27 protein-coding genes are annotated in these 23914 nt (G+C 63.7%); 6 read left to right on the plus strand and 21 right to left on the minus strand.

Annotation, left to right across the window (positions count from 1 at the left end):
* Positions 1 to 3: 3 nt before the first annotated feature.
* From AB0T83_RS07955 to AB0T83_RS07965, 3 genes are read right to left on the minus strand one after another with little or no spacing between them, the layout of a single operon-like run.
* On the minus strand, positions 4 to 1092 hold the full coding sequence (locus tag AB0T83_RS07955; RefSeq protein ID WP_366192497.1) for an ABC transporter ATP-binding protein: 1089 nt from the start codon (positions 1090 to 1092) through the stop codon (positions 4 to 6).
* Positions 1092 to 1910, minus strand: a complete 819-nt coding sequence (locus tag AB0T83_RS07960) for an ABC transporter permease (protein ID WP_366192498.1) — start codon at positions 1908 to 1910, stop codon at positions 1092 to 1094. The genes AB0T83_RS07955 and AB0T83_RS07960 overlap by 1 nt, the downstream gene beginning before the upstream one ends.
* Positions 1907 to 2776, minus strand: coding sequence for an ABC transporter permease (locus AB0T83_RS07965; protein ID WP_366192499.1), 870 nt, complete (start codon positions 2774 to 2776; stop codon positions 1907 to 1909). Before AB0T83_RS07965 ends, AB0T83_RS07960 begins: the two co-directional genes overlap by 4 nt.
* Before the next feature lie 215 nt (positions 2777 to 2991).
* Between AB0T83_RS07965 and AB0T83_RS07970 the strand changes: the two genes are divergently transcribed.
* Positions 2992 to 3942 carry a glycosyltransferase family 2 protein gene (locus AB0T83_RS07970; RefSeq protein ID WP_366192500.1) on the plus strand — a complete coding sequence of 317 codons (951 nt, stop codon included), beginning with the start codon at positions 2992 to 2994 and terminating at the stop codon, positions 3940 to 3942.
* Here AB0T83_RS07970 and AB0T83_RS07975 read toward each other — a convergent pair.
* The 16 genes from AB0T83_RS07975 to AB0T83_RS08050 form a co-directional block, all read right to left on the minus strand.
* Positions 3939 to 4337 (minus strand): GtrA family protein, encoded by a 399-nt coding sequence (locus tag AB0T83_RS07975; RefSeq protein WP_366192501.1) that lies wholly within the window; start codon positions 4335 to 4337, stop codon positions 3939 to 3941. The genes AB0T83_RS07970 and AB0T83_RS07975 overlap by 4 nt on opposite strands.
* Complete coding sequence (locus tag AB0T83_RS07980; RefSeq protein WP_366192502.1) at positions 4334 to 5206, minus strand: NAD-dependent epimerase/dehydratase family protein; 873 nt, start codon at positions 5204 to 5206, stop codon at positions 4334 to 4336. Before AB0T83_RS07980 ends, AB0T83_RS07975 begins: the two co-directional genes overlap by 4 nt.
* A gap of 1 nt (position 5207) precedes the next feature.
* Positions 5208 to 6443: a methyltransferase domain-containing protein gene (locus AB0T83_RS07985; protein ID WP_366192503.1), complete on the minus strand. Its 1236-nt coding sequence runs from the start codon at positions 6441 to 6443 to the stop codon at positions 5208 to 5210.
* The gene (gene rfbG, locus AB0T83_RS07990; RefSeq protein WP_366192504.1) at positions 6443 to 7507 is read right to left on the minus strand and encodes a CDP-glucose 4,6-dehydratase; all 1065 of its coding nucleotides are present in this window, start codon (positions 7505 to 7507) and stop codon (positions 6443 to 6445) included. Before rfbG ends, AB0T83_RS07985 begins: the two co-directional genes overlap by 1 nt.
* On the minus strand, positions 7504 to 8277 hold the full coding sequence (rfbF, locus tag AB0T83_RS07995) for a glucose-1-phosphate cytidylyltransferase (RefSeq protein ID WP_366192505.1): 774 nt from the start codon (positions 8275 to 8277) through the stop codon (positions 7504 to 7506). Before rfbF ends, rfbG begins: the two co-directional genes overlap by 4 nt.
* Before the next feature lie 187 nt (positions 8278 to 8464).
* Entirely contained in the window at positions 8465 to 8965 is a 501-nt protein-coding gene (gene rpsI, locus AB0T83_RS08000; protein WP_193141085.1) for a 30S ribosomal protein S9, read from the minus strand.
* Between the two features lie 2 nt (positions 8966 to 8967).
* Positions 8968 to 9429 (minus strand): 50S ribosomal protein L13, encoded by a 462-nt coding sequence (gene rplM / locus AB0T83_RS08005; protein WP_366192506.1) that lies wholly within the window; start codon positions 9427 to 9429, stop codon positions 8968 to 8970.
* 232 nt (positions 9430 to 9661) lie between these two features.
* Positions 9662 to 10522 (minus strand): hypothetical protein, encoded by an 861-nt coding sequence (locus AB0T83_RS08010; protein WP_366192507.1) that lies wholly within the window; start codon positions 10520 to 10522, stop codon positions 9662 to 9664.
* A gap of 216 nt (positions 10523 to 10738) precedes the next feature.
* Positions 10739 to 11176 (minus strand): PaaI family thioesterase, encoded by a 438-nt coding sequence (locus AB0T83_RS08015; protein ID WP_366192508.1) that lies wholly within the window; start codon positions 11174 to 11176, stop codon positions 10739 to 10741.
* A gap of 9 nt (positions 11177 to 11185) precedes the next feature.
* A complete protein-coding gene (locus AB0T83_RS08020; protein WP_366192509.1) occupies positions 11186 to 11962 on the minus strand; it encodes an enoyl-CoA hydratase-related protein in 777 nt (258 codons plus the stop codon).
* Positions 11963 to 12027: 65 nt separating this feature from the next.
* The gene (locus AB0T83_RS08025) at positions 12028 to 12489 is read right to left on the minus strand and encodes a cytochrome c-type biogenesis protein (protein WP_435891151.1); all 462 of its coding nucleotides are present in this window, start codon (positions 12487 to 12489) and stop codon (positions 12028 to 12030) included.
* Positions 12489 to 14471, minus strand: coding sequence for a heme lyase CcmF/NrfE family subunit (locus AB0T83_RS08030; RefSeq protein WP_366192511.1), 1983 nt, complete (start codon positions 14469 to 14471; stop codon positions 12489 to 12491). Before AB0T83_RS08030 ends, AB0T83_RS08025 begins: the two co-directional genes overlap by 1 nt.
* A 16-nt stretch (positions 14472 to 14487) precedes the next feature.
* Positions 14488 to 14940 carry a cytochrome c maturation protein CcmE gene (gene ccmE / locus AB0T83_RS08035; RefSeq protein WP_366192512.1) on the minus strand — a complete coding sequence of 151 codons (453 nt, stop codon included), beginning with the start codon at positions 14938 to 14940 and terminating at the stop codon, positions 14488 to 14490.
* 4 nt (positions 14941 to 14944) lie between these two features.
* Positions 14945 to 15973, minus strand: a complete 1029-nt coding sequence (gene argC, locus AB0T83_RS08040) for an N-acetyl-gamma-glutamyl-phosphate reductase (protein WP_366192513.1) — start codon at positions 15971 to 15973, stop codon at positions 14945 to 14947.
* A 54-nt stretch (positions 15974 to 16027) separates the two neighbouring features.
* On the minus strand, positions 16028 to 16840 hold the full coding sequence (locus AB0T83_RS08045) for a glutamate racemase (RefSeq protein WP_366192514.1): 813 nt from the start codon (positions 16838 to 16840) through the stop codon (positions 16028 to 16030).
* Entirely contained in the window at positions 16841 to 17737 is an 897-nt protein-coding gene (locus tag AB0T83_RS08050) for a lysophospholipid acyltransferase family protein (protein WP_366192515.1), read from the minus strand.
* 345 nt (positions 17738 to 18082) lie between these two features.
* Here AB0T83_RS08050 and AB0T83_RS08055 point away from each other — a divergent pair, with 345 nt between their 5' ends.
* Positions 18083 to 18973: a LysR family transcriptional regulator gene (locus tag AB0T83_RS08055; protein ID WP_366192516.1), complete on the plus strand. Its 891-nt coding sequence runs from the start codon at positions 18083 to 18085 to the stop codon at positions 18971 to 18973.
* 114 nt (positions 18974 to 19087) lie between these two features.
* On the opposite strand, the gene AB0T83_RS08060 is transcribed toward AB0T83_RS08055, so the two are convergent.
* The gene (locus AB0T83_RS08060; protein WP_366192517.1) at positions 19088 to 19225 is read right to left on the minus strand and encodes a hypothetical protein; all 138 of its coding nucleotides are present in this window, start codon (positions 19223 to 19225) and stop codon (positions 19088 to 19090) included.
* Between the two features lie 36 nt (positions 19226 to 19261).
* Here AB0T83_RS08060 and AB0T83_RS08065 point away from each other — a divergent pair, with 36 nt between their 5' ends.
* On the plus strand, positions 19262 to 20119 hold the full coding sequence (locus tag AB0T83_RS08065; protein WP_366192518.1) for a class I SAM-dependent methyltransferase: 858 nt from the start codon (positions 19262 to 19264) through the stop codon (positions 20117 to 20119).
* 84 nt (positions 20120 to 20203) lie between these two features.
* Entirely contained in the window at positions 20204 to 22366 is a 2163-nt protein-coding gene (gene purL, locus AB0T83_RS08070; protein ID WP_366192519.1) for a phosphoribosylformylglycinamidine synthase subunit PurL, read from the plus strand.
* Between the two features lie 12 nt (positions 22367 to 22378).
* Here the strand turns inward: purL and AB0T83_RS08075 are convergent, their stop codons facing one another.
* Positions 22379 to 23029, minus strand: a complete 651-nt coding sequence (locus tag AB0T83_RS08075; protein WP_366192520.1) for a hypothetical protein — start codon at positions 23027 to 23029, stop codon at positions 22379 to 22381.
* A 148-nt stretch (positions 23030 to 23177) separates the two neighbouring features.
* Between AB0T83_RS08075 and AB0T83_RS08080 the strand changes: the two genes are divergently transcribed.
* Positions 23178 to 23420, plus strand: coding sequence for a BolA/IbaG family iron-sulfur metabolism protein (locus AB0T83_RS08080; RefSeq protein ID WP_193141096.1), 243 nt, complete (start codon positions 23178 to 23180; stop codon positions 23418 to 23420).
* 118 nt (positions 23421 to 23538) lie between these two features.
* A complete protein-coding gene (gene grxD / locus AB0T83_RS08085; RefSeq protein WP_366192521.1) occupies positions 23539 to 23898 on the plus strand; it encodes a Grx4 family monothiol glutaredoxin in 360 nt (119 codons plus the stop codon).
* Positions 23899 to 23914: the final 16 nt, after the last annotated feature.

The raw sequence follows: 23914 nt of genomic DNA on the forward strand, positions 1-23914 counted from the left end.
GCCTCAGGCCTCGGCAAAGGGGATCAGCGCGCCCGGTTCCCACGCCAGCCGGATGGCATCGCCGCGCGACAGCACCGGACGGCTGATCATGTTCTTCATGGAACAGGTGACCGGCGCCTGTCCGCCATGCAAGGCGATCTCGTAATACGTCATGTCGCCGTAATAGGCGCGATCCTCGACCACGCCATCGACGAACTTGCCGGTCGGCAGTTCGGACGAGGTGAACAGCACCGACATGGATTCGGGCCGCAGGCCGAAGGTCATCGGGCCCGGCGCGGCGCCCTCGGGCAGGAAATCACGCGGCAGGGCCACCGCGCCCAGCCCCGGAATATCGGCCAGCAGATGTGCGCCTTCCTGGCGCAAGGCACCGGGCAAAAGGTTCATCATGCCGATGAATTCGCCCACCTGCCGGCTGTTGGGGCGCAGGTACAGCCCCTCGGGCGTGTCCACCTGGGCGATCGCGCCTTCGAACATCACCGCGATGCGGTCGGACATGATCAGGGCTTCTTCCTGATCGTGGGTCACGAGGATGAAAGTGATACCCACCTGCCGTTGCAGACGCCGCAACTCGGTCTGCATCTGTTCGCGCAGCTTCTTGTCCAGCGCCGACAGCGGTTCATCCAGCAACAGCACCTTGGGCTTCAGGATCAGCGCGCGGGCCAGCGCCACCCTCTGCCGCTGACCGCCCGACAGCGCATGCGCGGCGCGCGCCCCGTAGCCGCCCAGCCCGACCATCTCCAACGCCTCTTCCACGGCGCGGGTCTTGTCGTCGCGCGCCATGGGCGATTTGCGCAGCCCGAAGCCAACATTCTGGGCCACAGTCAGATGCGGAAAGATGGCGTAGCTTTGAAACACCATGTTGGTCGGGCGCCGGTTCGGCCCGACCCCGGCCATGTCCTGCCCGTCGATGGCCAGCACGCCTTTCTCGGGCACTTCGAATCCGGCGATGGCGCGCAGAAGCGTGGTCTTGCCACAGCCCGATGGCCCCAGCAGCGAGAAGAACTCGCCCTCGGCGATCTCAAGGGTCACATCGCGCAGCGCGTGATAATCGCCATAATACTTGTTGATCCCCTGAAGGGAGATGAGCGCCATCAGAGGAACCCTCCTGTTTCTGCACCACCGCGCTTGCGTACCCCGCGCCGCCGCGCCCATTCCGCCAGGATCAGCAGCAGGATCGACAGGCTGACCAGGATCGTGCCCAGGGCCATGACCACCGGCAGCCGCTGCGGAAACCGCAACTGGCCCCACAGATAGACCGGCAGCGTGGCGTCCGACCCCGACAGGAAGAAGGCGATGATGAATTCATCCATGGATATCGTGAAGGCGATCAGCAGCGACGAGATGATCCCCGGCATGACCAGCGGTAGCACGATCAGCCGGAACACCCCCCAGCCGTTTTCGCCCAGATCAATCGCGGCTTCCTCCAGCGAGACATCCAGCGACTGGAACGCCGAATTGAGGATCGCGATGGAAAATGGCGTGCAGATCAGCACATGCCCCAGGATCACCGTCAGGGAGCTAAGTTCCAGCCCAAGTTGCAGGAACACCACCAGAAGCGAGACCGCCACGATGATCTCGGGCAGCACCAGCGGCAGCATGATCAACCCCATGATCCCGCCCTTGCCCGGAAACCGGTAGCGCGCGGCGGCGCGGGCCGCGCAGATGCCCAGCAGGGTCGAGACGGCGGCCGTGATCAGCGCGATCCGCACCGAGGTCAGCACCGCCGCATGCAGGGCCTCGACCTCGACCAGTTGCGCGAACCATTCGGTGGTGAAGCTGCTCAGCGGAAAGGCAATGACGGTCGAGCTGTTGAAGGCAAAGATCGGCAGCAACAGGATCGGCAGATACAGAAACACCAGGTACAGCGCCGTATAGACGCGCAGCCAGCCGCCCCGGAACAGCCTGTTCATGACCGCCCCCGCAGGTAGCGGCGGTTCAGCGCCACGAAGATCAGCGCGATCACCGTCACGATCACCATGGCCACCACCGCCAGCGTGGCCCCCATCGGCGCGTTATTCAGTTTCAGGAATTGCGTCTGGATCATGTTGGCGATCATCAGCCCGCCCGGCCCGCCCACCAGCCGCGGCGTGACATAGTCGCCGATGGTCGGAATGAAGACGATCAGGCTGGCCGCCACCACGCCGGGCATGGCCAGCGGCAAGGTCACCCGGAAGAACGCCGACAGCCGGGTTTCGCCCAGATCCTGCGCCGCCTCCAGCAGCGACCGGTCGATGCGTTCCAGCGACACGAAGATCGGCAGGATCGCGAAGGGTGCAAAAGCATGGGCCAGCGTGATGACCACGGCGTTGAAATTGTACAGGATCACCGTCAGCGGCTCGTCGATCACACCCAACCCCATCAGCCCCGAGTTGAGTACCCCGTTGTAGCCCAGGATCACTTTCCACAGGAACACCCGGATCAGGTAGGAGGTCCAGAACGGGATGGTCACAAGGAAGATCCACAGCGACTTGCGCCCCGCCGGCACGTGGAACGAGATGAAATAGGCCACCGGAAAGGCCAGTAACACGGTCACCAGCGTCACCAGCCCGGCGATCTTCAGCGACCGGATCATCAACTCGCGATAAATCGGATCGGTGAAGGCCTCGCGATAGTTGGTCAGGGTGAAGCTCTTGTCGATGGTCAGGTAGTCCTGCGTCCAGAAACTGAACGCCACGATCGCCGCCATGGGGGCGGCCAGCAGCAGCACCGCGTACAGCAAGGGCGCAGAAATCAAGGCGAGGCCGCGTCTGGCCCCGGAAGTGCGCAAGTCCGACATGGAAGTTCCTGTTGCCCGTTCGCGGGCGAGTATTGTGCCTGCGCCCGCCCCTGTAAACAGCCTGTTGACCATGTTGACCCAAGGGCGTGACCCCTGCGCACAGAAGCCCAGAAAGCCCTTTGTCCGATGCCGTCCAGCCGCTATCAGCAAGGGACAGGCTTGCCGGTCCACAGGTAGGCCGGTTGTGTGTCATACGGTTGCGTGGAGTGCTGACCATGAAAACCATTTCCGTCGTCTCGCCGTGTTACAACGAGGAAGACAACGTCTTCCAATGCTATGAAACCGTCCGCGCGATCTTTGCCGAGCACCTGCCAGACTATCGGCTGGAACATATTTTCGTCGACAATGCCTCGACCGACCGCACGCCCGAGATCCTGCGCGAGATGGCCGCCAAGGATCCCACGATCCGCGTGGTGTTGAACGCCCGTAATTTCGGGGTATTCCGGTCCACCTTCAACGGGCTGCGCTATGCCACCGGCGACGCGGTGGTGGTGATGCTGCCGGTCGATCTGCAAGACCCGCCCGAGATGATCCCCGAGTTCGTCCAGCTGTGGCAAAGCGGCTATGACGTGGTGGCCGGCGCCCGCAACATTCGCGAGGAGGGCTATTTCCTGCGCAACGCGCGCGGCCTGTTCTACCGCACTCTGAACCGGCTGTCGGATGTGACCCTTGAGCCTTCGGTCGGAGAGTTCCAGTTGATCGACAAGAAGGTGCTGAAGGCGGTTCTGTCGCACAACGACCATTACCCCTATATCCGGGGCATCATCGCGTCCTGCGGCTTCAAGCGGATCATCGTGCCCTATACTTGGAAGGCCCGTAAACGCGGCCTGTCCAAGCACAACATGGGGGCGCTGACCGATGTGGCGCTGAACGCGATCTTCGCCTTCTCGCGCGCGCCGATGCGGTTCTGTACGATCTCGGGGCTGGTCATCGCGGTGGGCTGCATCCTGTTTGCGCTGTTCGAGGTCCTGCTGTTCCTGATCGCCCCCAGCGACGCGCCGCGCGGCACCATGACGATCATCGTGTCGCTGTTCTTCCTGAGCGGCATCCAGTTGCTGTTCATCGGGATGCTGGGCGAATACATCACCGCGATCCACAACCAGGTGCGCGGCGGCCCGCTGGTGATCGAGGAAGATCGCCTGAACATCGACGCGGACGACGCCTAGGCCGGTCGCCCCTCCCACGGGAAGCGGTCGGTCAGCACCTTGGAAATGGCGATGAACGACAGGGCGGCGGCGGGCAGAACCAGCACCGCCTGCGCCACGATCGGCCCCATGCCCAGCCGCAGAAGCCCGGCCAGACCGGCGGCGTTCAGCGCGTAAAGCCCGGCATAGACAGCGGCATAGGCCGGCATCCGCGCGGTGCCCTTGGCCGAGAACACCAGCCGCGCATGGGTGAAATAGTTCCAGACCACGCCACAAGCAAAGGCCAGCGCCAGTGCGGCCTGCGGCCCCAGCCCCAGCAGCACCAGCACCGCGTACAGCGCGTAGCCAAAGCCAGTGTTCAGCACGCCGACGGCAAGAAACTTCACAAAGCGCGAACGCAGAAGATCACCGATCATGCCGGGCCGCTCCCGTCGGTCAGGGTGGCCGCCACGGCAGAGGTCAGGTCATGGCGCGGGCGAAATCCGATGCTGGCCAAACGCGTGGTGTCCGCCGCCAGTCGGGCCGGATCGGACGCCGGGCGCGGCCGTGCGCCCAAATCAACCAGGTCTTCGCCACCCAACTGCCGGGCCACTTCGCCGATCAGGTCGCGCACGGCGATGGCCTGACCGCTAGCGATATTGACCGGGCCCTGCAAGTCGCTGTCCAGCACCGCGACCAGCGCGCGCGCCAGATCCTCGACCTGAAGAAAGTCGCGTTCCTGCAGCCCATCGGTGCAGGCCACCCGTTCCCCGGCGCGCAGCCCGGCGATCAGATCGCCCAGCAGGCGCCCGCGCGGCTCTCCCAGCCCGTGGACAAAGAAGATCCGCCCCCAGGCCAGCGACAGGTTCAACGCCGGTCCCGCCCCGCACAGGGCCAGCCCGGTGCCCGCCTTGGCCGCGCCATAGGGGGTGGCAGGCCGCAGTGGCGAGTCCTCGGACAGCTCAGACACCGACCAGTCGTATTCGGCGCAGGACCCGGCAAAGACCGCCCGCCTACCGCCATGCTGGGCGAACCGCCGCGCCAGATGCAGCGTCGCGGCGGCCCAGTCCAGATTGGCGGGCGACGTCCAGCGGTCCGCCACCCCCGCGTGCCAGGCCAGATGCACCAGACCCTCGGGACGTTCCCGCGCCAGCAGGATATCGACAGCCCCCGCATCCAGCAGATCGCAGGTCAAGCCGCCCTGCCCGTGGCGCGACACCGGCAGAACCTCATGCCCGGCAGCATACAACGCGCGGGCGGTCTGCCGCCCGATCAGGCCGGTGGCCCCGGTCAGCAGAACCCGCATGTCAGGAAATCCGGATCTCGGGCACGGCGGTGACAAACTGCGTGCCCGCCTCGGCCAGATCCGACAGTTGCGCGATGATCTCGTCGCGCAGGTTCCACGGCAGGATCAGCACGTAATCGGGCCGATCTTCGCGCAGCGCCTCGACCGGGCGCACCGGGATCTGGCTTCCGGGAAGAAGGGTGTTCTGCTTGGCCGGGTTGCGGTCCACGCAATAGGCGATGCGATCGGGTCCGACCTGCGCGTAGTTCAGGATCGTGTTGCCCTTGGCCGCAGCACCATAGGCGGCCACCAGCTTGCCCTCGACCTTGGCGTGATCAAGGAACCCCAGAAGCCCGCGGCGCACGGCCTCGACCTTCTCCGCGAAGCCTTCGTAGCCCGCCACCTGATCCAGCCTGGCCGCCGCTTCGCGGGCGCGCACGCGCGCCACACCCGGCGCCTCGCCGTGGCTGGCCGCATCACGGCAGGCATAGACCCGCAGCGAGCCGCCGTGCGTTGGCAGTTCTTCCACGTCAAAAACCCGCAGACCGGCCTTGGCAAAGATCGTCTCGACCGCCAGCAGCGACAGATAGGAATAATGCTCGTGATAGATGGTGTCGAACTGCACCTGTTCGATCAGGTTCAGGAGGTGCGGAAACTCGACCGTATAGACCGCATCGCCGGTCAGCAGCGTAGCGACGCCGGCCACGAAATCATTGATGTCCGGCACATGGGCCAGCACGTTGGCCGAACAGATCAGGCGCGGCAACTGCCCCTCGGCCACCAGCGTCTTGGCGAAAGCCTCGCCGAAGAACTCCACCCGCGTGGGCACGCCCTTGTCGATGGCCACCTGCGCGACGTTGGCCGAAGGCTCCACCCCCAGCACGGGGATGCCCTTTTCGACGAAATACTGCAGCAGATAGCCGTCGTTCGAGGCGATCTCGACCACCAGATCCTCGGGCCCCAGTCCGAAACGCGTGGTCATCGCCTCCACATAGGCTTTGCAATGGGCCAGCCAACTGTCCGAGAAGGAGGAGAAATAGGCGTATTCCGACGAGAAGATCTCTGCCGCCGGGACCGCGTCATCGGCCTGCACCAGCCAGCAGTTTTCACAGACCCGCACATGCAGCGGGTAGAAGGGTTCGGACTGACCCGCCATCTCGGGCGGCACATAGGAATTGGCCAGCGGCGACAGGCCCAGGTCGACGAAAGTGCGGGTCAGCGGGGTGCCACAATGGCGGCAATCGGGAACGGTATTCATCAAGAAGACCCCATAAGCATTTCAAACTGTTCAATTTGTTCACTACAAAGATCGCGCACGGAGGCCCCGCGCGACCAGCGGCCATACCAGCCCGCCGTCATGTCGATGGTCTGGGCAAAATCCAGAAGCGGACGCCAGCCCAGTTCGACCCGCGCCTTCGACACATCGAGGCGCAGCAATCTGGCCTCGTGCAGATCGGCGGCGGCGGGATCGTGGCGAATGGCGCCCTGTCCCAGGGCGGCCACGACGGCGCGCGCCACATCGTCCACCGGGCGTTCCTCGGCCCGGTCAGGGCCAAAGTTCCAGCCCTCGGCCATTTCAGGGCGATCCACCTGCGCAAGCGCCAGCATCATGTAGCCCGACAGCGGTTCCAGCACATGCTGCCACGGCCGGATCGAGAACGGCTGGCGCAGGGTCACATGACCATCGCCGCCAAGGCAGCCGCGCACGATGTCGGGGACAAGGCGATCCTCGGCCCAGTCGCCGCCGCCGATCACATTGCCGGCACGCACGGTCGCCACGCGCACCGGCTGATCCGGGCCAAAGAAACTGGCGCGCATGGCGGCAGTGGCCAGTTCGGTGGCGCCTTTCGAGGCCGAATAGGGATCATGCCCCCCCATCGGGTCGGTCTCGCGATAGCCCCAGATCTGCTCGACATTGGCATAGGCCTTGTCCGAGGTCGCCACAATCACCGATTGCAGCCCCTCGACCCCGCGCAGCGCGTCCAGCAGTTGCACGGTGCCCAGCACGTTCGACGCAAAGGTTTCCACCGGCTCGCGATAAGAGCGGCGCACCAGCGCCTGCGCGGCAAGATGAAAGACGAACTCGGGCTGGCTGGCGGCAATGGCGGAGTCCAGTGCGGCGCGGTCATTCAGATCGCCGATGTGGCTGTCGACCTCGGACAGCCCCAGCAGTTGCCACAGGTTCGGATCGGTCTCGGGCGCCAGCGCATAGCCTGTCACCCTGGCCCCGCAGCGCACCAGCCAGGCACACAGCCATGCGCCCTTGAACCCGGTATGCCCGGTGACCAGAACGCGCCGTCCCTTGAAGCGATCGAAACTCATTCCCAGATCTTCCACGGCGCCTTGCCGGTGGCCCAGGCGGCTTCAAGTTCCTGCTTTTCGCGGATCGTGTCCATGGGTTGCCAGAAGCCGCTGTGCTCGAAGGCCATCAACTCGCCGTCGCGGGCGAGGTTCATCAGCGGATCGCGCTCCCAGATGGTGCTGTCGCCGTCCAGATAGCGGCCCACCTCGGGCGACAAGACGAAGAAGCCGCCGTTGATGAGGCCGCCGTCGCCGAGCGGCTTTTCCAGGAAATCGGTGACGGTCTGGCCGGTCAGTTCCAGCTGCCCGAAGCGGCGCGGCGGCGGCACGGCGGTCACGGTGGCCAGCTTGCCGTGGGATTTGTGAAAGTCGATCCCCGCGCGCACGTCGATATCGCCCACCCCGTCGCCATAGGTCAGACAGAACGCCTCGTCCTCCTGCACATAGGGCATGACCCGCTTCAGACGGCCGCCGGTCATCGACTCGGCCCCGGTGTCCACCAGATGCACCTTCCAGGGCTCTGATTCGGTGCGGTTGATGGTCATTTCGCCGGTGGCCAGATCGAAGGTCACATCCGACCGGTGCAGGTAGAAGTTCGCGAAGTATTCCTTGATGATGTAGCCACGGTAGCCCAGGCAGACCACGAATTCATTGACCCCGTGGGCGCCATAGATCTTCATGATGTGCCACAGGATCGGCAGGCCGCCGATTTCGACCATGGGTTTTGGAATGCGGACCGTTTCCTCGCTCAGGCGCGTTCCCAGACCGCCCGCAAGAATGACACATTTCATCGCCTACCCCCGAATACGCTTTTTACAAGTTTCCAACAAACACCGGCTGTTACATCGGCCTTAGCATGAGACAGGGACGACGAGAAGGAAAACGGTGACGCGGGGTGAACAGCCGCGGGACCTGGGGCCAGACAGCAAAAAGGGCCGCCGAAGCAGCCCTTTCGCAAGATCGTAACGTGAAACGCGATCAGCGCTTCGAGAACTGGAAGCTCCGGCGCGCCTTGCGCTTGCCGAATTTCTTCCGTTCCACAACGCGGCTGTCGCGGGTCAGGAAGCCTGCAGCTTTCAACGCGGCGCGCAGCGACGGATCGTAGAGTTGCAGCGCCTTGGACACACCGTGCTTCACGGCGCCGGCCTGACCCGACAGACCGCCACCCTTCACGGTGGCCATCACGTCGAACTGGTCTTCGACACCGGCCACGGTGAACGGCTGGCGCAGAATCATCTGCAGCACCGGGCGGGCGAAATATGTGTTCAGGTCCTTGCCGTTCACGGTGACCTTGCCGGAGCCCGGCTTGATCCAGACACGGGCAACCGCGTCTTTCCGCTTGCCGGTCGCGTAGGAACGGCCCAGCTCGTCACGAACCGGCTCGCGCGGTTCGGCGGCATCTTCCAGAACCGACAGATCGACGTCGGCAGTTTCAACGGCGCCTTTCAGGGCGTCGAGCGACTTGATTTCCTCGGCCATGATCAGCTCCGCGTGTTCTTGGTGTTCATCGACTTGACGTCCAGCACTTCAGGCTTCTGGGCCTCGTGCCCATGCTCGGCCCCGGCGTAGACGCGCAGATTGGTCATCTGCTGGCGGCTCAGGCGATTGCCCGGCAGCATGCGCTGCACGGCTTTCATCACCACGCGCTCTGGATGCGCGCCTTCCAGGATCTTGCCGGCGGTGATCGACTTGATGCCGCCCGGATGGCCGGTGTGGCGGTAGTAGACCTTGTCGGTCCGCTTGCGGCCGGTCAGCTGGATCTTGTCCGCGTTGATCACGATGACATTGTCACCCATGTCCATGTGCGGGGTGAAGGACGGCTTGTGCTTGCCGCGCAGACGCATGGCGACGATCGAGGCAAGACGGCCCAGAACAACGCCCTCGGCGTCGATCAGGATCCACTTCTTGTCGATGTCAGCCGGTTTGGCTGTGAAGGTTTTCATTGGGATGACCCTTTAGTCTGGGTTGAGGGCAGTTGCCCCCGGCATTCGGATTGCGCGGTTTTAGCCAAACACACACCACGGTCAAGCGGAAAACGCGAATTTAGGACTGAAAAAGAGCGTATTACAAGTAGGGTATTAAAATACCCCGATATTTGGCTACCTAAGTGCTGGTTAAACAAGAACATCTGCCCGAAGGACAGATGTTCCATGCAGTCAGGGTGTCTTTTCTGATTTAACGGCGGCGCACGTAACTGCGCATCAACGTCAGCGCCCACAGCAGCAGAAGCAGCGTTGCCGGAAGCGGGACAGGCGCAACATCCGGCGGCAAACCGGCAGTGGGCAGTCCCGGGATGCCACCCCCCCCACCGGGGAAGATGCCGCCGCTTGGCGTGCTGGAGCCGCCACCGGGACCACTGCCAGATCCGCCACCGGATCCATTGCCCCCGCCGCCGCCACCGCCGCCCAGGAAACCCAGGTTCGTTCCCGGACCCGAGCCGAACAGCGGCGTGCCGCCATTGCCGTTGGGATTGGAGACGCCAACCAGAAGATTGCCCGACGGATCACCGAATACCCCGGGGATCCAGAACGACGGGGCCGCGCCAAGGGCGAACACCGGATCCCCCTCGCCGCCCGGAAGACCGTCCGGCGGAAAGAGGTTCGAGATTTCCACGATCAGGGATTTGCCGGGGCTGTCCTCGACCGGGTCCAGGTCGGACATGTCGTCCTGCCACAGCTGGACATGCATGCCGCCGCTTTCGCGCAACTCATCCGAAACAACCAAAGACGCCTTGTCCGCCAGACCCACCGAGGTGGCGCATTCGCCATCGGGTTCGATCATCGTGACGACAGGATCGCCCTTGCCATTGGCCGGGGGGGTGATGCTGACCAGCGGGCAGCCATCAAGATACAGATAGACCGTCTGAACGATGGATTCGTCGCCATCATTGATGAACCCCTTGACCGGAGGCTCGCTGACCAGAAGTTCGGGGGTCGTGGCATCCGGTGACCCGGCAAGCACGCCTGTGGCCGCAAATGCGACGGCACTTGCGGCGGCGAAGGCCCTGATGATCGACTTGTGCCCTGCACTGGACATCGTCTGCTCCCACGTTTCTTGCTGCGGTCCCCGTTACGCACACAGCATTAACCTATTAAAATATGAATACGTTCTATATATATGGAGTCGTTTGCAAATTTGCATCTGCCCTTATGGCGATGCCACATATGCGAAAGTATAGGTACGTTCGCAATGCGCCGCTGGTTGCACGGCTCTCACTGGTCGAACCACAGGTACTCCCGCGGCTTTTCCGGATCAAGCTTCAGGCAGGGAATAGGTTAACGTGGCGCGCGCGACGTGGCGGCACTTTGGCCCGCGCGACCAGATTCGCACGTCCCCGACCGCCAGGCTGCGGCCCAGTTTCAGCAGGTCCACGTCCGCAACCAAATCGACGCCCGACTCGGGCTTGCGCATGAAGTCGATCGAGCAGTTGGTGGTGACCGCCAGCGCCTTGGGGCCGATCATCGACAGCACCGCCAGATAAACCCCCAGATCGGCCAGCGTGAACATGGTGGGGCCCGAAACCGTCCCGCCCGGACGCAGGTTTTCTTGGCGGACGGGCATGACCACGCGCAGGCGCATCGGCACCAGCTCTTCGATCTCGACCAGATCGGAAACCTGCGGAAACTCCTCCCGCAGGAAGGCGTGCAGCGCAGCGGCATCCATTTTCAGGGCGTGCAGGGGATCGGCCATGCGCAGCCGTCAGCGTCCCTGGTAGTCGGGCACGCGCTTTTCCAGAAAGGCCAGCACCCCCTCGCTGAAATCGCGGGTGGCGCCGGCCTTGCCCTGAAGCTGGGCTTCCAGGGCCAGCTGCGTCTCAAGATCGTTGGCCATGCTGGCGCGCAGGGCCTGCTTGGTCAGCCGGTAAGCTTCGGTCGGGCCGGTGGCCAGATGCACGGCGCGGCGGGCCACATGCTGGCTGAAGTCCGCATCCGGCACCGCTTCCCAGATCATGCCCCAGGCGGCGGCCTGACGGGCCGGGACCGGCTCGGCGAACAGGGCCGCGCCCATGGCCTTGGCCATGCCCATCTGGCGCGGCAGCCAATAGGTGCCGCCCGCGTCCGGGACCAGGCCGATGCGGCTGAAGGCTTGCAGGAAGACAGCACTTTCGGTGGCAATGACCACATCCGCCGCCAGTGCCAGGTTGGCCCCGGCCCCGGCCGCCGCGCCGTTCACCGCCGACACTGTCGGGATCGGGCAGTCGAAGATGGCGCGCAGCATCGGCACGTATTCGTCGCGCAGCACCCGTTCGATATCCAGGTTCACCGCGCCGCTGCCATCGCCCAGATCCTGCCCCGAGCAGAAGGCATCCCCCGCCCCGGTCATCACCAGCACCCGCGCATTGTCTTGCGCAATGCGGATCGCCGCCGGGATCTCGGCCCGCATCTGGGCGTTGAGCGCGTTTTTCACATCGGGCCGGTTCAGGGTCAGCCGCGCGATGTCGTCCTCGATGCTCAGGTCGATTGTCTGAAAGTCCATATCCGTCTCCGCCAGGTTGCGGGCAGGTTACTTGGAAAACGCCCCCAGGCCAGAGGAACGCGGGGTCATTCCTTGAGGATTTCCTGCAAGCGCTTTTCCTCGGCGGCATCCAGGGTCTGCGCGGCGGGTTCCGGAGCAGCGTTGCGGCGGCGGATATAGACCACACCCAGTCCGGCACCAACCAGCAGCATCAGCGGTCCGGCCAGCCACAGTACCAGATTGGAGCCATCGGTCTGCGGTTTCAGCAGGACATATTCGCCATAGCGGTCGACCACGAAGTCGATGACCTCGTCGTCGCTGTCCCCCTCCACCAGCCGTTCGCGCACCAGCAGCCTCAGGTCGCGCGCCAGATCGGCGTTGGAATCGTCGATGCTCTCGTTCCGGCAGACCAGACAGCGCAAGCCCTTGGACAAGTCGCGCGCGCGGTCTTCCAGCACCGGGTCAGAGAGCACCTCGTCGGGCTGAACCGCCGGGGCGACCAGCGGGACAAGCGCCAGAAAGGCGGCGGCCAGAACCGCGCGCCGGATCATTCCGCCGCCACGGGGCGTGCGCCCCCGCCTCCGGCCTTGGCGGCCCCCGCCGCGATGCGATAGCGGCGGTCGCTGAGGCTGAGCAGCCCGCCGACCCCCATCAGGATCGCCCCGGCCCAGATCCAGTTGGCCAGCGGCTTGATATAGGTACGCACCGCCCAGCCGCCGTCGTCCTGCGCATCGCCGATCACCAGGTAGATGTCGCGCAGGAAGCCGTTGTCGATGTCCGCCTCGGTGGTTGGCATCTTGGCCACCGGATAGACCCGTTTTTCCGGGGTCAGCGCGGCCACCAGACGGTCGCCGCGATAGGCATTCATCCGGGCCATGGTCGAATAGTAGTTCGGCCCCTGCACCTGATCGACCGAGGCCAGCTCGATCTCATAGGCACCAACCTCGAACCGCTCGCCGACCTGGGCCACGCGGATATCTTCGATCTGCCAGGCATTCATGGCCGAGATGCCAATCATGGTCACGCCGAGCCCGAAATGCGCCACGGCCTTGCCATAGTCGGCGCGCGGCAGACGGGTGAGACGGCGCAAGCGGCTGGCCATGTCGCCACGGCCACAGCGACTCCACAGGTCCAGCGCCGACCCGGCCACCACCCAGATGCCCAGAGCCAGCCCGACGGGCGCAAGAATGGTCTTCTCGGTTTGCAGGGTCCAGGCCAGTGCTGCAATCAGGAAGGCCAGGATGGCAGCCGGCACTACTTGCTTGACCGCGCGGTTCAGCTTGGCGCGTTTCCACGGCAGGATCGCCCCGATGGGCAGGATGATTGCCAGCACCACCATGAAGGGCGTGAAGGCGGCATCGAAGAAGGGCGCGCCCACCGACAGTTTGCGCCCGAAGGCCAGTTCCGCCACCAGCGGCCAGATGGTGCCGATGAACACCACGAAGCAGGATACCGCCAGCAGAACATTGTTGGCCACCAGCGCGCTCTCGCGGCTGACCAACCCGAAAACCCCCTTGGCCTGCATCGCCGAGGCGCGTGCCGCGAACAAGGTCAGCGCACCGCCTGTGAACACCGCCAGGATCATCAGGATGAACACCCCCCGTTCCGGGTCGTTTGCGAAGGCGTGAACGGACGTGATGACGCCCGACCGCACGATGAAGGTGCCGATCAGCGAGAAACCGAAAGCAAGGATTGCCAGCAGGATAGTCCAGCTTTTCAGGCTTTCGCGCTTTTCCACCACGATGGCGGAATGCAGCAGGGCTGCCGCCAGCAACCAAGGCATGAAAGAGGCGTTTTCCACAGGATCCCAGAACCAGTAGCCGCCCCAGCCAAGTTCATAATAGGCCCACCAAGACCCCAGCGCGATGCCGATGGTCAAGAACACCCAGGCCGCAAGGGTCCACGGCCGCACCCAGCCGCCCCAGGCCGCATCGACCCGGCCCTCGATCAGCGCGGCAACCGCGAAGCTGAAGGTCAGCGACAGCCCGACATAGCCGAGATACAGGAACGGCGGATGGAACGCCAAACCGGGATCCTGCAACAGCGGGTTCAGGTCCTGCCCGTCCATCGGCGGGATGCCCATGCGCAGGAACGGGTTCGAGGTCAGCAGGATGAAGGCGAAAAACGCCACCGCGACCGAGGATTGCACGGCCAGCACGCGCGCCTTCAGGCTGGGCGGCAGGTTGCCGCCGAACCACGCGGCGCAAGCCCCGAACAGCGTCAGGATCAGCACCCACAGCAGCATCGAGCCCTCGTGGTTGCCCCAGACGCCGCTGACCTTGTAGAGCATCGGCTTCAGGCTGTGCGAATTCTCGACCACCAGCCGCAGCGAGAAATCCGACACCACGAAAGAATAGGTCAGCGCCGAGAAGCTGAAGGCGGTCAGGAAGAACTGCGTGGTGGCGGCGGGCACGGCGGCGGCCATCCAGCCGTCCCAGCCCTTGTGCGCGCCGATCATCGGCACGATGGCCTGCACCACGGCCACCATGGCCGCGAGAATCAGGGCGAAATGTCCAAGCTCTGCGATCATGGCGTGCGCCCTCCGATCAGCTGTCTGTTTCGTTGGGGTCTTGATACACGCCCTGTTCCTTCAGCGCATCCACGACTTCCTTGGGCATATAGGTCTCGTCGTGTTTGGCCAGAATCTCCGTGGCGACGAAGGTGCCGTTCACGTATTTCCCGGTTCCGACCATGCCCTGGCCTTCCTCGAACAGGTCCGGCAGCACGCCGGTGTAGGACACCGGCACAGACGCCCCGCCGTCGGTGACGGCAAAGGTCACCGTCTCGCCCTGCCCGCGCACCAGCGTGCCGTCTTCCACCAGCCCGCCGATGCGGAACACTTCCGAGGCGGTCGGCGGTTCGGCCACCACCTGGCTTGGGCTGCGGAAGAAGTTGATCCCGTCGCGCATGGCATAGCCGATCAGCGCAGTGGACAGCGCCAGTGCGATGGCGGCGACGATGATGACCTGGATACGGCGTTGCTTCTTCAGACTTTTCATTGGCTCATGGGAAGACCGGGGCCAGCATAAGGCCGGTGGTCTCCTCTTCTCCCAGCATCAGGTTGGCGTTCTGCATGGCCATGCCCGACGATCCCTTGGTCAGATTGTCAAGCGCGGCAATGACGATGGTCCGGCCCGGACGGCGATCGCCGACCACACCGATATGCACGAAATTCGATCCCCGCACGTGGCGGGTCGAGGGGTGTTCGCCGAAGGGCAGCACCTGCAGGAAGGGCTCGTCGGCATAGGCCTGCGCCAACGTGTCATGCACGGTCTGTGCATCGCCGGACACATAGATCGTGGCAAGGATCCCCCGGTTCGCGGGGATCAGATGCGGCGTGAACTGCACCGAGACGGGACGCCCGGCAATCAACGAGAACTCCTGATCGAACTCCCCCAGATGGCGATGCACCCCGCCGACACCATAGGCGTGGTAGCCTTCGGACAACTCGGCATGCAGAAGGTTCTCTTTCAGGGACCGGCCCGCCCCCGACACGGCGGCTTTCAGGTCGATGATGATGTCATCCAGATCAATCACGCCCGCGCCGATCAGCGGGCGCAAGGCAAATTGCCCGGTGGCGGCATTGCAGCCGGTGCAGGCCACGATGCGGGCCTCGCGGATCTGGTCGCGGTAGAATTCGGGCAGGCCGTAGACCGCCTCGGCCTGCAGATCCATGGCGCTGTGCGGCTGGCCGTACCATTTCTCATAGGCGGCGGCATCGCGCAGGCGGAAGTCCGCGGACAGGTCCACCACTTTCATGTCGCGCGGCAAGGCGCTGATAACGCTTTGTGACGTCGCGTGCGGCAGGGCACAGACCACCAGATCGACGCCCGAGAAATCCACCTCGCCGATCTTCACCAGCAGCGGCAGATCCAGATGCCGCAGATGCGGAAACACCTGCGCCATGCTCTGGCCAGCCTTGCGGTCGGCGGTCAGGGCCACGATCTCCATGTTGGGATGGGTCGACACCAGGCGCACCATCTCGGCCCCTGTGTACCCGCTTGCGCCCAGTATGGCGATCTTGTGTGCCATGGCACCTTCTCCTCGAACGTTCACAAAACATAAGCCCCCGGAGACCGGGCGCAATCAGGCGGCGCGGAAAGTGATCTTTCGTCGCAAGAACTGGGTGGCGCGATAGGACACGGCCTGAGGATCGCCGGTGGTCAGGAAGTCGGGCGTGGTGCCCGCCCCCAGCATGTCAGGGTGCCGGTCCAGATAGTCCGACAGGCTTTCGGCCACCAGATTGGCCTGCGAATAGACCGTCACATCGGGGCCAAGGGCGGCCTGAAAGGTGGTTTCCATCAGCGGGTAATGCGTGCAGCCCAGAATCGCGGCCTCGGGATGCGGCATCCGACGCTTCAGCGCGTCCACATGGCTGTGCACCAGCGCCTCGGCCAAAATCTCGTCGCCATCCTCGATCGCATCGACCAGACCGCCGCAGGGCTGGGCCTCGACATCGACGCCAATCGCGCGAAAGGCCAGTTCCCGCTGGAAGGCGCGGCTGGAGACCGTCGCCGGCGTGGCGAACAGGGCCACATGCTTGACAGCCACCTCACGCGGCGGCGAGTTGTCGCCCCATTGCCGTTCTGTCAAGGCCTCGATCAGGGGTACGAACACCCCCAGCACCCGCTTCTCGGGCGGGATCCAGCCGTCCTGCATCCGCCGCAGCGCCGCCGCCGACGCCGTGTTGCAGGCCAGGATCACCAGATCGCAGCCGGCCTCCCACAGCCGTTCCACGGCTTTGGTTGTCAGATCGTAGACATCATCGGCATCGCGCACACCGTAAGGCGCATGGGCGTTGTCGCCATAATAGACGAAGGGCACTCCCGGCAGGCGCCGCGTGACGGCGTCAAGGACGGTCAGTCCGCCCAGTCCAGAATCGAATACTCCGACGGCCATCTAGCGCTTGTACCTGTCTTCAGTTTCAAAGCCATAGCCCATGTCGCGGACCGGCACTGGAGACAGCTGATACGTGGCTTGCCTGAGGAAGTCCATCATCCCGGCGGCGTCCCTGGCATGGACGGCCAGCTGGTCCGCCGGGATCGGTTTGCCGATGACAATCTCGACCGGCTTGTTGACCCGGGACTTGAACTCCTTGATCATCAACCCGACCCGCAGGGTATAGTGCAGATGGCTGGCCACCTGGAAAAAGCGCGAGTTGTGGCCGGTGAAGAACATCGGCACCACATGTGCATCCGACCGCAGGATCATCCGCGCGGTGAACGAGCGCCAGGTGGGATCCATCGGGGCGGAAAACGGCTTGGCCGAGGTCGAGACCGTGCCGCCGGGAAAGATGCCGATGGCGCCGCCATTCTTCAGCAACTCCAGTGCTTCCTTGCGCGATTGCAGGTTCAACGCGACAGCTTCACGCGTCTCGTCGAAGGAAATCGGCAGGATGACCCGGTTCAGATCCTCGGCCTTGCGGAACACCTGGTGCGCCAGAATGCGAAACTCGCCACGGGTTTCCGACAGGATGCGCCCCATCATCAGACCGTCGAGGATGCCGAAAGGATGGTTGGCGATCAGCACCAGCGGGCCTTCCCGCGGAATGTTGTCCAACGAGCCGCCGATGACCTTCAGGCTCAAGCCATAGCGGTCGGTGATGACATCCCAGAAGTCGCGGCCACTGGCCACCTCCTGTTCATAGCCTTGCGCCTTGCGGATCAGGCGCAAACGTCCGGTGGCGTTTTCCATCACCCGGATCATCGCCCGTCCGCCGCGCGTGGCGGCCGCATGGGCGTAGCTGATCTCGCGTGTGACGTCCCGCTTGTTCTTGGTATCGTGAACCTGGCGCACGATGTGTCTCCCCCGGTCACAGTGCCGGTGGTGTGAAATATCACCTCCCCGAAGCCATATACAAGACTGCGCAGCATCTGCGGGACCCTTTGACCCTAATACCACCCCTGCGCGGCCCGCTTTCAGGTTAGGCAAGAGCGGTTGTTTTTCAGGCGACAGGGTTACCTTTGCGTCAGGAATGGCCTATCAGCAGGCAGAAGCATTGCCTTCGGGCCGCCACGACTGTAGCGCCGGCGCCACATTTGCCCGCGAAGCGTGGCCAGGCCACACCACTGAACCGGACGGGTGGTACCTTGCCTCGGGCGCGCCTATCTGTCGAACTGCGCCGCAGTATGGAGACGCCCCATGGATTGGGACAAGTTGCGAATATTTCACGCGGTTGCCGACGCCGGCAGCCTGACCCATGCGGGGGACGCGCTGCATCTGTCACAATCCGCCGTCAGCCGCCAGATCCGCAGCCTGGAAACCAGCCTGAACACCACCCTGTTCCACCGCCATGCCCGTGGCCTGATCCTGACGGAACAGGGCGAGTTGCTGTTCGACGCCACCCGGTCCATGGCCAAGCGCCTTGACGCCGCCGCCGCCCGCATCCGCGACAGCGAGGAAGAAGTGTTCGGCGAATTGCGGGTCACCACGACCACGGGATTCGGATCGCTCTGGCTGGCACCGCGCCTGTCGAAGCTCTATGCCAAGTATCCCGAACTGAAAATCGACCTGATGCTGGAAGAGCGCGTGCTGGATCTGCCGATGCGCGAAGCCGACGTCGCGATCCGCATGAAAGAGCCCAGCCAGGCTGACCTGATCCGCAAGCGGCTGATGAATGTCCACATGCGGCTCTATGCGTCGCCGGAGTATCTGGAGGAAAATGGGACGCCGCAGACCGTTGCAGATATGCGACATCATCGCCTGATCTGCCAGAATCCCAATTCGGTTCAGGTCGCCGCCGGCGCCCGTATCGCCCAAACAATCATCGCCGAGGAAATCCGGTCTCTGTTGACAGTGAACAACTATTTCGGCGTCCTGCAGGCGGTCATCAACAACCTTGGCATCGGTATCCTGCCCAATTATGTGACCGAAGATTTTTCCAGATTGGTCAACGTTCTACCGGAAATCGACGCCGGCACGGTTCCGGTCTTCCTCGCCTACCCCGAGGAATTGCGGCAATCCAAACGCATATCTGCGTTCCGCGATTTCGTCGTCGAGCAACTGGCCGAAAGTCGTCAAAAAGCACAATAACTGGCCAGACTGCATATCTTGCACGCAGGAGATATGTGAATTCTGCATACCGGTTATGTTGCCCCTGCGGCATTATTCTTCTTGATCGAACCGGAGGGGCTGTCTAACTGAAGCTTAGAAGTTAGGCGTTTCGTCTTCTTCTACCTCCCTGTTGGACTTGGCCGAGCTTGTCTCGGCCATTTTTTTTGCCGCATTGTCTCCTTTCAAAAGCATATGAAAGGATGAATTCATATGCGCGGCAAACTTGGTCACGCGCAGCTCTCAGGACGCGCAAGAGCCGAGCCAGCCATGCCCGACACCTTTAACATCCCCGACAAGATTTCCTCGCAGATCGTGACCAATCATTTCCGCAAGTGCCCCGCTGCAATCGGCGCGCGGATCAACGACATTTGCCCGTCCCCAGCGACCATCGTCGACTTTGGCTGCGGGCTGGGCATCAAGACGGTCGCCATCGCGGCGGCCTTTCCCGAGGCAAATGTCATCGGTGTCGACATCACCCAGGCCCATCAACGCGCCCGAGAGTTCTGCGACACGCATTTCGATGGCCGGATGCCGCAGAATCTGTCCTTTCACACCATTGAACCCGGCACGTCCATCGGGTCGATCTGCACCCCGGACGTGATCTACAGTTGGTCCGTGATGGAACACATCCAGCGGGACCTGTTGCCGGGAATCATCGCCGACATGTACAAGGCCCTTGCCCCGGAAGGCATGGTCTTCACGCAGATCGCACCACTTTTTCATTCGCCGTTCGGTCACCACCTCAGAGAATTCTGCGACATCCCCTGGATCCATCTTCAGGAAAGCCACCAGCGGTTTCGCCGGCGCATTTCCGACGTGCCACAGCGCGAGGGTGCCACAGGCAGCGCGGTCTGGATGTTCTCCCGTTTCGAAGATCTCAACCGCATCACGGCCGACGAACTGGCCGGATACTTCGATGCCGCCGGGTTTGCCTGCGCTGTGGATGACCGCAAAAAGACCCCGCAGAAGCCGCCCGCGGAACTGGCCGCAACCTATCACGAGGCGGCGCTTCGGACCTTCGAACTTCTGTTCGTTCACCGGAAAACCGCGGACCGGTCAGCGGACGCCCCGGAAAAAGCCCCGGCAAATGACAAGGGCAGAAAGTGGTGGAACCTTCGCGGTTGAGGGCGCCGGCCCCGCAACCTGCTTTAGCACGGCAGAAACTTGTTGTAGGAGACAGGCACCACGCAACTCCAAGGCTCCGCACCCATGACCGAACCCGCCATCACGCCCGACCTGATTGCTGCCCATGGTCTGAACTCGGAAGAGTACGACCGCATTCTTGGTCTGCTGAACCGCGAACCGACTTTCACCGAGCTTGGCATCTTCTCGGCCATGTGGAACGAGCACTGCTCGTACAAGTCGTCGAAGAAATGGCTGCGTACCCTGCCCACCACCGGCGACCAGGTGATCTGCGGACCGGGCGAGAACGCCGGCGTGGTCGATATTGGCGACGGTCAGGCCGTGGTCTTCAAGATGGAAAGCCACAACCACCCGTCCTACATCGAACCCTACCAGGGCGCGGCCACTGGCGTGGGCGGCATCTTGCGCGACGTGTTTACCATGGGCGCGCGCCCGATCGCGGCGATGAACGCGCTCAGCTTCGGCGAGCCGGACCACCCCAAGACCCGCACCCTTGTGCACGGTGTCGTGGAAGGGGTTGGCGGCTATGGCAACTGTTTCGGCGTGCCCACCGTGGGCGGTGAGGTGCGCTTCCATCCGGCCTATAACGGCAACTGCCTGGTGAACGCCTTCGCGGCAGGGTTGGCGGATGCGGACAAGATTTTCTACTCGGCCGCGTCGGGCGTCGGCATGCCTGTGGTTTACCTGGGCGCCAAGACCGGCCGCGACGGCGTCGGCGGGGCCACCATGGCCAGTGCCGAGTTCGACGAGACCATCGAGGAAAAGCGCCCCACGGTTCAGGTCGGCGACCCGTTCACCGAAAAGCGCCTGATGGAAGCCTGCCTTGAGCTGATGACCACGGGTGCTGTGATCTCGATCCAGGACATGGGCGCGGCGGGGCTGACCTGCTCGGCGGTGGAGATGGGCGACAAGGGCAACCTGGGCATTCGTCTGCGGCTGGACGATGTGCCGGTACGCGAGAACGCGATGACCGCCTATGAGATGATGCTCTCGGAAAGCCAGGAGCGGATGCTCATGGTGCTGAACCCCGAGAAGGAAGAGGTCGCCAAGGCGATCTTCGACAAATGGGATCTGGATTTCGCCATTGTCGGCGAAACCATCGCCGAGGATCGGTTCCTTGTGGAACTGGGCGGCGAGGTGAAGGCCGATCTGCCGCTCAAGGCGCTGTCCGGCGAAGCCCCGGAATACGACCGCCCGTGGGTGGCCACGCCCCCGGCCCCCGAGATGGAGCCGGTGCCCGAGATTGATCCCATCGACGGGCTGAAGGCGCTGCTGTCCAGCCCCAACTACGCCTCCAAACGTTGGGTGTGGGAACAATACGATCACATGGTGATGGGCGACACGGTCCGGGTTCCGGGCCGCGGCGCCGGCGCGGTGCGCGTGCATGGCACGCAAAAGGCGCTGGTTTTCACTTCGGATGTGACTCCGCGCTACGTGCGCGCCAACCCGGTCGAAGGCGGCAAACAGGCGGTGGCCGAGGCCTATCGCAACCTGTCCGCTGCCGGGGCCAAACCGCTGGCCAGCACCGACAACCTGAACTTCGGCAACCCCGAGAAGCCCGAGATCATGGGCCAGTTCGTCGGCGCCATTCAAGGCATCGGCGAAGCCTGTGCCGAGCTGGACATGCCGATCGTGTCGGGCAACGTGTCGCTGTACAACGAGACCGACGGCGAGCCGATCCTGCCGACCCCGACGATCGGTGCCGTGGGTCTGGTGCAATTCGCCCACAACCTTATTCCCATGACGCCCGAGGACGGCGACCTGATCCTTGTGATTGGCGAAACCCATGGCCATCTGGGGCAATCGGCGTTGCTGGCCGAGGTGTTCAAGCGCGAGGACGGCGACGCCCCGCATGTAAACCTGAACCTGGAAAAGCGCCACGGCATCTTCCTGCGCAACAATCGCGGACTGATCACGGCGGCCAATGACGTGGCCGATGGCGGGCTGGCGCTGGCACTGTTCGAAATGGCCGCCGCCGCCGGTCTGGGCCTGACCGTGGACGAAGGCGATATGGCGATGCTGTTTGGCGAAGATCAGGCGCGCTATATCCTGTCGTGCTCGTTCGATGCGGCCGAAACGCTGATGATCGAGGCCAGCCAGCACAAGATCCCGCTGGCCACCATCGGGCGGTTCGGAGGCGATACGGTCACGCTGGCTGGCTCCAGCGCTCCGCTGGCCGAGCTTGTGAAACTCAACGAAGAGACCTTTCCGGCCACCTTCGCGAACTGACCGCGGGCAGCCTCAGCGCCGCCGACGCAGCACCATCAGCACGCCGATCCCGGCCCCCAGCAAGGCCAGCGGGGCCGGCAGCGGCACGGGTGCTGCCACGCGGGTCAGCCCCAGCGCGCGTCCGGTACTGTCCAGAACCTGCAACGACACCGTCGCATCCGACAGCGAGGTGAACTGGAAGTCCATGCCCAGGGTGCCAAACAGACCCGCACCGGGCGGGGGTTCGGGCTGCGGGTTGAAGAACAGCGGGTTCGAGCCGATGCCCCCCGACGATGACTGGAACATCAGCCGCAGCGTCAGGGTCTCGGTGCCCGTGTCCAACATGACATCGGTCTGCGGGAACCGCGCGCCGGGGCTGCCGCCCTGCGGATCGAGCGGTTTGCCGCCCAGGCTGCCACCCAGCAGAACCTGGAAGAACTGCGCACCCGACACGCCCCTAATGGTCTTGTCGACCGAGAACGGGGTCAGGAAGGTGGATGCCGGGAACGCCACCGGCGGTTCGGGCTGTGGATTGAAGCCGTAAATCACCAGCGGGTTGACGATGCCATGGGCCACCTGCACCACGGTTGCTGTGCCCCAGTGGGCCCGCGATGCAGCGCCGGCGGTTGCGGTGAAAACAACAAGGATACTGGCCACCAAACAGGCGCGAACGAGATGTGCCATCTCTTGCCTCCTTTTGGTTTACGCCCATCCACTATAGCATGAGGGCGCGAATGTTTCCCGTGGGGAAAGCCCGACCTGCGCGCCCGTTGCCGCTTGCAGCCCCTGTGACCGCGCCCTACAAATTGGGAGAAACCAAGGACGACCCAGCATGCCCATCCAAGCCCAGGAAATCGAAAACCTGATCCGCGAAACATTTCCCGACGCCAAGATCACGATCACCGATCTGGCAGGGGACGGAAATCACTATGCCGCCGAGGTCATCGACGAAAGCTTCCGGGGCCAGAACCGCGTACAGCAGCAGCGGGCGGTCTATGCCGCGCTGAAAGGCAAGATGGACGGCAAGAACGGCGAATTGCACGCGCTGGCGCTGACCACCAAAGCCCCGGACTGACCTCTATCCGGCCAGACACAACTACGGGGCAGATGTCCCCGATATTGTGTATCGCCGATACAGACATTACCTGCCCGTCAGACCCGAAGATCCGACGACACAGACAAGGAGCTCTCAGATGAGCGTTCAAGACCAGATCAAGCAGACCGTGACCGAAAACGACGTGGTGCTGTACATGAAGGGCACCAAGGCGATGCCGCAGTGCGGTTTTTCCAGCCGCGTGGCCGGGGTGCTGAATTATATGGGCATCGAATACCAGGACGTGAACGTGCTGGAGAACGACGAGATCCGCCAGGGCATCAAGGATTATTCCGACTGGCCGACCGTGCCGCAACTGTACGTCAAAGGCGAATTCGTCGGCGGCTGCGACATCATCACCGAGATGACCCTGTCGGGCGAGTTGGACACGCTGCTGGAAACCAACGGCGTGACCTTCGACAAGGACGCCGCCGAGAAGATCCGCGAAGCCAACGCCTGATTTTTGCAGACGGGGC

This window comes from Meridianimarinicoccus marinus (assembly GCF_040689105.1).
In the GTDB taxonomy this organism is placed as follows: domain Bacteria; phylum Pseudomonadota; class Alphaproteobacteria; order Rhodobacterales; family Rhodobacteraceae; genus Meridianimarinicoccus; species Meridianimarinicoccus marinus.